Below are 5,636 nucleotides of genomic sequence, written 5' to 3'. Positions count from 1 at the left end.
CCCATTGTGGTTTTACGGTACTGCAAGGGCAACATATTTTGGATGTAGCGCGATCGCACAATCCCCTTTGCGTTTCTTCATTTAAAGCATAATTCCAATACCAAACACCATCCGGTTGATACTCTCCCCTCGTCCAACGTAAGTGCCAAGGTGTACCAAAATCACCTGCCATCATTGCCTGCAAACAAACTTCCTGCTTACCCAACATCTGGGAAAACTGTAATTCCGGCACTTTTATTTGTTGACGATGTAAATCGCGATCGGCTATCAACAGTCGCAACCTTAAAATAGTCGCTTTCGTACCCTCATAACGATACTGAATTAACAAACGATTTTTTTTATCTTCCCTATCTTCCCAATGTGGCATCACCAAAAGTCGAGTCAATTGCCAATCAACCTCACCCCAAATCCATTTGGGAACTGGGTTAACCTCAAAAGAACGCAAAAATTTATAGCCACTAGGATCAATTAAACCATTACCCCAAACATTAGTACCCAATGCAATGGTTCGTTCCGGTAATTCCAAACTCGCTTCCAGATGGGAAAGTAATAGACTGCGCTCTGAAGGTGGCTCCGTGGCAGCAAATAACCATCCATGATAAGTTCGAGTGCGGATATCCGTAACTGTGCCCCCAGCAAAGCTCCCCAAACCGTTGGTAAGTATCCATTCTCGCGAATCTAAGTCTTCAATCATGGGTTACTCAAAATCGTTATGAGTATGATATATTCGTAACAGTTTGTAATCAAAACGTCAAAGCGTAGATACCTTAAATTAGCAGAAAGCCAAATAAGTTCCGCGCTTTCCGACGAAAAATTCCCAGATACGTAGGCTGAAAGAGAATAATATTATGACAGAATCCATCCGTGTGGGTCAAACCGCTCCTGAATTTGCAGCAACAGCAGTTGTAGATCAAGAATTTAAAACAGTAAAACTTTCCGACTATCGTGGTAAGTATGTAGTTCTATTTTTCTATCCCTTAGACTTTACATTTGTTTGCCCAACAGAAATTACAGCCTTTAGCGATCGCTACGAAGAATTCAAAAAGCTAAACACCGAAATACTTGGTATATCAGTAGATAGCGAATTTTCACACCTTGCTTGGATTCAAACCGACCGCAAATCTGGCGGTGTTGGCGACCTCAATTATCCCCTAGTTGCCGACATTAAGAAAGAAGTTAGCTCTGCTTACAATGTTTTAGATCCAGCAGCGGGAATCGCCCTACGTGGTCTATTTATCATCGACAAAGATGGTACAATTCAGCACGCCACCATCAACAACCTCGCATTCGGTCGTAGCGTCGAAGAAACCCTACGAACCCTGCAAGCCATTCAGCACGTCCAATCTCACCCAGATGAAGTTTGCCCAGCTGGCTGGCAACCTGGTGACAAAACCATGAACCCAGACCCAGTAAAATCTAAAGTATACTTCTCTGCCGTTTAGCAAGAAATAAATTGTCCCAAATTTATCTAGGGGCGGGGTTCTCCCGCCCTCACTCGCGAATGATACGATATACAAACCTTGATTATGTAGATTCATATTGGGTTACGCACTCGCCTCCACTCAACTTAGGAGTCGCGAAGAAATAACTTACCTGTTTTGGTCAGTATAACCTTTGATTATCAAGGTTTTCTGTTATGAAAATGGGTAACTTATTCGTGCGCGGTTCCTTACAATTATTGACGGAGGAAGTATCTCAAAGATTTTCACTTCATTTAAAAGTAAAACCCTAATCCGTTTTTATATTTATGTTGGGTCACGTACTCGCCTACACCCAAGCTACAAGTACTACAATTAGCACAATTACTCTGTCTTTAATTTAATTAGAATGTCTCAAGTGTGTATGTAAATATACTAGATTTTTTTCAATTCAAAATGTAAGGTTTAGTTGAAATCAAGCGTTGCAATTAAAAAATGTCCGTAAAAGATGAGATACTTCTGAAAAGGTAATTTCGACGCAACTATGGATAACATCAAACTTTTCGGAATGCCCGCAGACAAAGGTAGATGGTTCCTCATTCCCCTGGGAATGACAGTATTACTATGCTTGGGAACAGTCTATTCTTGGAGTATTTTTAGAAAACCTCTGGAAGCATTATTTAAGAAAGAAGGAATTAATATCACCGCAACAGAAAGCTTATTACCATTTACCGTGCTGTTAGTGGTATTTGCTGTGGTAATGCCGATCGCAGGTTTTTATATTAATCGCTTTGGTGCGCGTTTAATCACTGCGGTTGGTGGTTTGATCATGGCAACTGGCTATATACTTTCAAGCTTTGCCAGCAACATCACCATGCTAGCTGTTACCTATGGCATTATTGCAGGTATTGGTGTCGGTATGGCTTACGGAATGCCTTTAGCAGTCGTTGCCAGATGGTTTCCCGATAAAAAAGGCATTGCTGTTGGTTTAACTGTAGTTGGTTTTGGTTTGTCACCTTTAATTACTGCTCCTTTGGCAAAGTCACTGATTGACACCTACCAAGTTCGACAGACTTTTGTTATATTTGGTGTTGCCTTTGCCTTGATTATTCTGGCAATTTCGGCAACTTTAACCCTTCCTCCAACTGGTTGGAAACCCCCAAACTATTCTCCCGCTTTAAGGAGTGTTCCAAAAAAAAATGATCCAAAACTTGTCATTGCTTCGTCGTTCCTCCTCGCAATGACAACTGGGCGTTTTTTTACTTGGAGTAATCTAAGTAATTCTCACCGCACAAGCAATCGAGAGTCGATGCTCCAAAGTCGGACATTCTATGGTTTGTGGTTGTGTTACGCTATAGGTTCTTTTGCTGGATTAGCAGCGATTGGAATTGCTAGTCCCCTCGCACAAGAAATTATCAAACTGGATGCCGCAACAGCAGCAAGCAGTGTTTCCTTATTTGCTATATTTAATGGTGCAGGAAGACCGTTTTTTGGTTGGTTAACCGATCGCTTGACTCCAAAACTTGGGGCAATTGTCGCCTTTATGCTGGTGATTATTGCCTCCATCATGATGCTAAATGCTCGTCAAGGTGACATTACAACTTATTTAGTCGCGTTTTCGCTATTCTACTTCTCCCTTGGTGGATGGCTTGCGATCGCACCTACTTCGACCTTGACTTTCTTCAATCCCCAAGACTACGCAAAAAATTACGGTATCGTTTTTACTGCATACGGAGTTGGTGCATTAGGCGGAACTACAATCGCAGGTCAGGTTCGAGATATATTCGGTAGCTATACAAATTTTTTCTATCCCACCGCAGCTTTAGCGATGCTTGGAATCATCCTGACTGTATTCCTATTAAAACCAAGTTCTGTAATTCTTTCGGAAGAAGTGCAAACAGATAAGGTAACTTAAAGCGTTTCCTTGGTTTCTGTTCTGACGGTTAAAAAGCAAAAAGCGCTTGGACGTGTGACCGTGTTTCCACTCCAAGCGCTTTCTGTTTTCAACTTACTCCTCACACACCCCTATAGAATAACTGAGGTTCTGCGATATGACAAGTGGGTAGCAGATAGCTTTAGCAAATCTTTACATTTCTGACTTGGGAGAGTAGGGAATTTTTGTGATTAGTATGGCTATTGTTGGTTATAACTTGCGATCACAATGACAGGTTTTGGATCATTTATTTTTTGGAACACTCTAGGTAAATTTATTTTTATTGCTGAAATTGGGTTAATAACCAAGCGATAACTTGACTTTGGTCTGTTTGACGAGTTTTGTGAAATGCTTCATTTAATAGGGAAATTTCCAGTTTAGGTAACACCAGAGATTGAGTAATACGTTTGCTACCACCATCTGCGATCGCAAAAGCCATAATTTGGACATTTTGTACATCCATAATCCAGTATTCAGCTACTCCCAAATCCTCATATAACAATCTTTTTTCACCTTTATCATCAGCAAGAGAAGTATTTGCTATCTCTATGACTAAACTTGGTGGTGGATAAATATCGAGATTGATAATGGAAGTACCATAAGGAATGACATTGGCATTTTCACCAATATAATATGACACATCGGGCTGAACCTCGCTGTAACCTGTTTTCCGGTAAGTACAGTTATCATTGCCATTCATGGGAATACCCTTGATGGCAGCAAACAGGCTTGCGGCAGTAATTACAACTGTATGATCGCGTGAATGGTCATTTCCGACTGGTGGCATTTCAATCCTCATCCTTCCATGTTGATAGTACCCCTTAGCTTTGGCATAAGCCGGATTTTCAATCACCTTAATGTACTCATCCCAGCTTGCTGCGACCCAAGTATCAGTTAGTATTTTAGTTTGGAGTTCGTTCATAATTGCCTCCCATATTAGAATTGTAGATTAAAACTGTAAGCGATCGCACTTCCAAACCGACCTCTGAAACTTCGTTAATTTGCGCGATCGCACTTCCTCAAAACTCTCCCAAAAACGCGATCGCACTTTCAATCAAACCAAGCAAACGCGATCGCATCTCCAAACAAACCCCCATTAATGCGTTACGCGATCGCCATCCCTAAAATTTTTTCTAAACCAAATGCGATCGCTTTTCCCCTCCGCTTACTTCAACCCCAATTTTTCCTTAAACTCGTAACTATAGTTCGCTTTTTCCCAATTCTTGGCAGCTTTCACTTGCTCAGGTGTGAGGTTTTGAACCAATACCAAGTTTGAATCTTCCAGGTTGGCATTAGTGAGATTGATACCTTGGAAGTCGGAAAATCTAAAATCAACATTACTCAAGTCAGTGCCACTGAGGTTAACACCAGGAGCTATTAACAGCATTTTCTCCTTGGTAGGGTCAAACTTCTCAGGTAGTTTTGTTTCTTGGCTATAAATAGCTTTTTCAAGGTTGGCACGGCTGAGGTCTTCACCATGAAAACTAGGACACCCTCCGAACAATAAAGATGCAACATTAGTAGGAATCCATTCCCATTCCGTTCTTTGCCAACATCCCTCTGTCAGCAACTCCAGTGCTGCACGCTTTCCTTGTTTTTGATCTTGAATTCTAATAATTTCCCAAGCTCCGTTGTAGCTTTGCTTTCTTTGATATGGGACAACAGCAAAAAGGGCAACCAGAATCGGAATTGTTAGCCAACCAACTGTTTGTACCGACATCATCAACTTATGTTTATGGCTGGTTTTGATAAACTCTTCCGTCAGGTTAGATAACGCTAGATTTCCAGCTTGCTGTTTCTGAAATGCCTTGGCATCTTGCAAAGGTTTTCCTTGAAGCAAATAATCCTGGTTCTTCAGTACTTGTTATGCCAAATTAACAATTAAAATGCCAATTTAATAACCCACATTCCGCACCCCAACTGTCACAATCGGTAATCACTGAAACAAATCTATCAAACAAGAATAAAATAATACTTTTTATTGAATAAAAACATCACAAAGCAGGTAATTGCCTTGATTTAAGCTAACCAACTCATTCTCAATAAGTAGCAATAATGGGGAAATATACATTTTGTTCTAATCGATAAGTAAATCTCTATGTTTACTTGTAGTTGTTAATAGTATTATTGATAAATAAGCATATAAAGGAATATAAAATGTTGTGTCGAGTCCTTTCAAAAATAATTTATCCAGAACTCTACCAAGTTTAAGTAGGTGGGCATAAAAAAACCAAACTATGTAAAGATAAGTAAATACGGAGAATGCATCTACGTGAGGTGACTTA

6 protein-coding genes are annotated in these 5,636 nt (G+C 40.4%); 2 read left to right on the top strand and 4 right to left on the bottom strand.

Annotated features, from left to right (window positions below; genetic code table 11):
• Positions 1 to 691, bottom strand: a 691-nt coding sequence (locus CK510_RS25225) for a glycogen debranching enzyme N-terminal domain-containing protein (protein ID WP_211293301.1), incomplete at its 3' end; no start/stop codon positions are given.
• Between the two features lie 157 nt (positions 692 to 848).
• On the opposite strand from CK510_RS25225, the gene CK510_RS25220 reads away from it, so the two are divergent.
• Together CK510_RS25220 and CK510_RS25215 are read left to right on the top strand one after the other, a co-directional pair.
• Positions 849 to 1,442, top strand: coding sequence for a peroxiredoxin (locus tag CK510_RS25220; RefSeq protein WP_095724291.1), 594 nt, complete (start codon positions 849 to 851; stop codon positions 1,440 to 1,442).
• 520 nt (positions 1,443 to 1,962) lie between these two features.
• Positions 1,963 to 3,333, top strand: a complete 1,371-nt coding sequence (locus tag CK510_RS25215) for an OFA family MFS transporter (RefSeq protein WP_095724290.1) — start codon at positions 1,963 to 1,965, stop codon at positions 3,331 to 3,333.
• A gap of 298 nt (positions 3,334 to 3,631) precedes the next feature.
• Here the strand turns inward: CK510_RS25215 and CK510_RS25210 are convergent, their stop codons facing one another.
• From CK510_RS25210 to CK510_RS33010, 3 genes are all read right to left on the bottom strand, one after another.
• Positions 3,632 to 4,273, bottom strand: a complete 642-nt coding sequence (locus CK510_RS25210; RefSeq protein ID WP_095724289.1) for a Uma2 family endonuclease — start codon at positions 4,271 to 4,273, stop codon at positions 3,632 to 3,634.
• 243 nt (positions 4,274 to 4,516) lie between these two features.
• Positions 4,517 to 5,191, bottom strand: a complete 675-nt coding sequence (locus CK510_RS25205; RefSeq protein ID WP_095724288.1) for a pentapeptide repeat-containing protein — start codon at positions 5,189 to 5,191, stop codon at positions 4,517 to 4,519.
• A gap of 237 nt (positions 5,192 to 5,428) precedes the next feature.
• A partial coding sequence (locus tag CK510_RS33010; RefSeq protein WP_211293300.1) for a hypothetical protein occupies positions 5,429 to 5,636 on the bottom strand: 208 nt, incomplete at its 5' end.

The sequence above is a fragment of the Brunnivagina elsteri CCALA 953 genome, assembly GCF_002289455.1.
GTDB classification, from domain to species: Bacteria; Cyanobacteriota; Cyanobacteriia; order Cyanobacteriales; family Nostocaceae; genus Brunnivagina; species Brunnivagina elsteri.
The sequence above is the reverse complement of the archived record's forward strand: the minus strand, read 5'-3'. Positions and strand labels throughout refer to the sequence as shown.

What these genes read in the sequence shown, in the direction of transcription:
- CK510_RS25220 (WP_095724291.1), top strand. Translation starts at nt 849, where the DNA reads ATGACAGAATCCATCCGTGTGGGTCAAACCGCTCCTGAATTTGCAGCA.
- CK510_RS25215 (WP_095724290.1), top strand. Translation starts at nt 1,963, where the DNA reads ATGGATAACATCAAACTTTTCGGAATGCCCGCAGACAAAGGTAGATGG.
- CK510_RS25210 (WP_095724289.1), bottom strand. Translation starts at nt 4,273, where the DNA reads ATGAACGAACTCCAAACTAAAATACTAACTGATACTTGGGTCGCAGCA.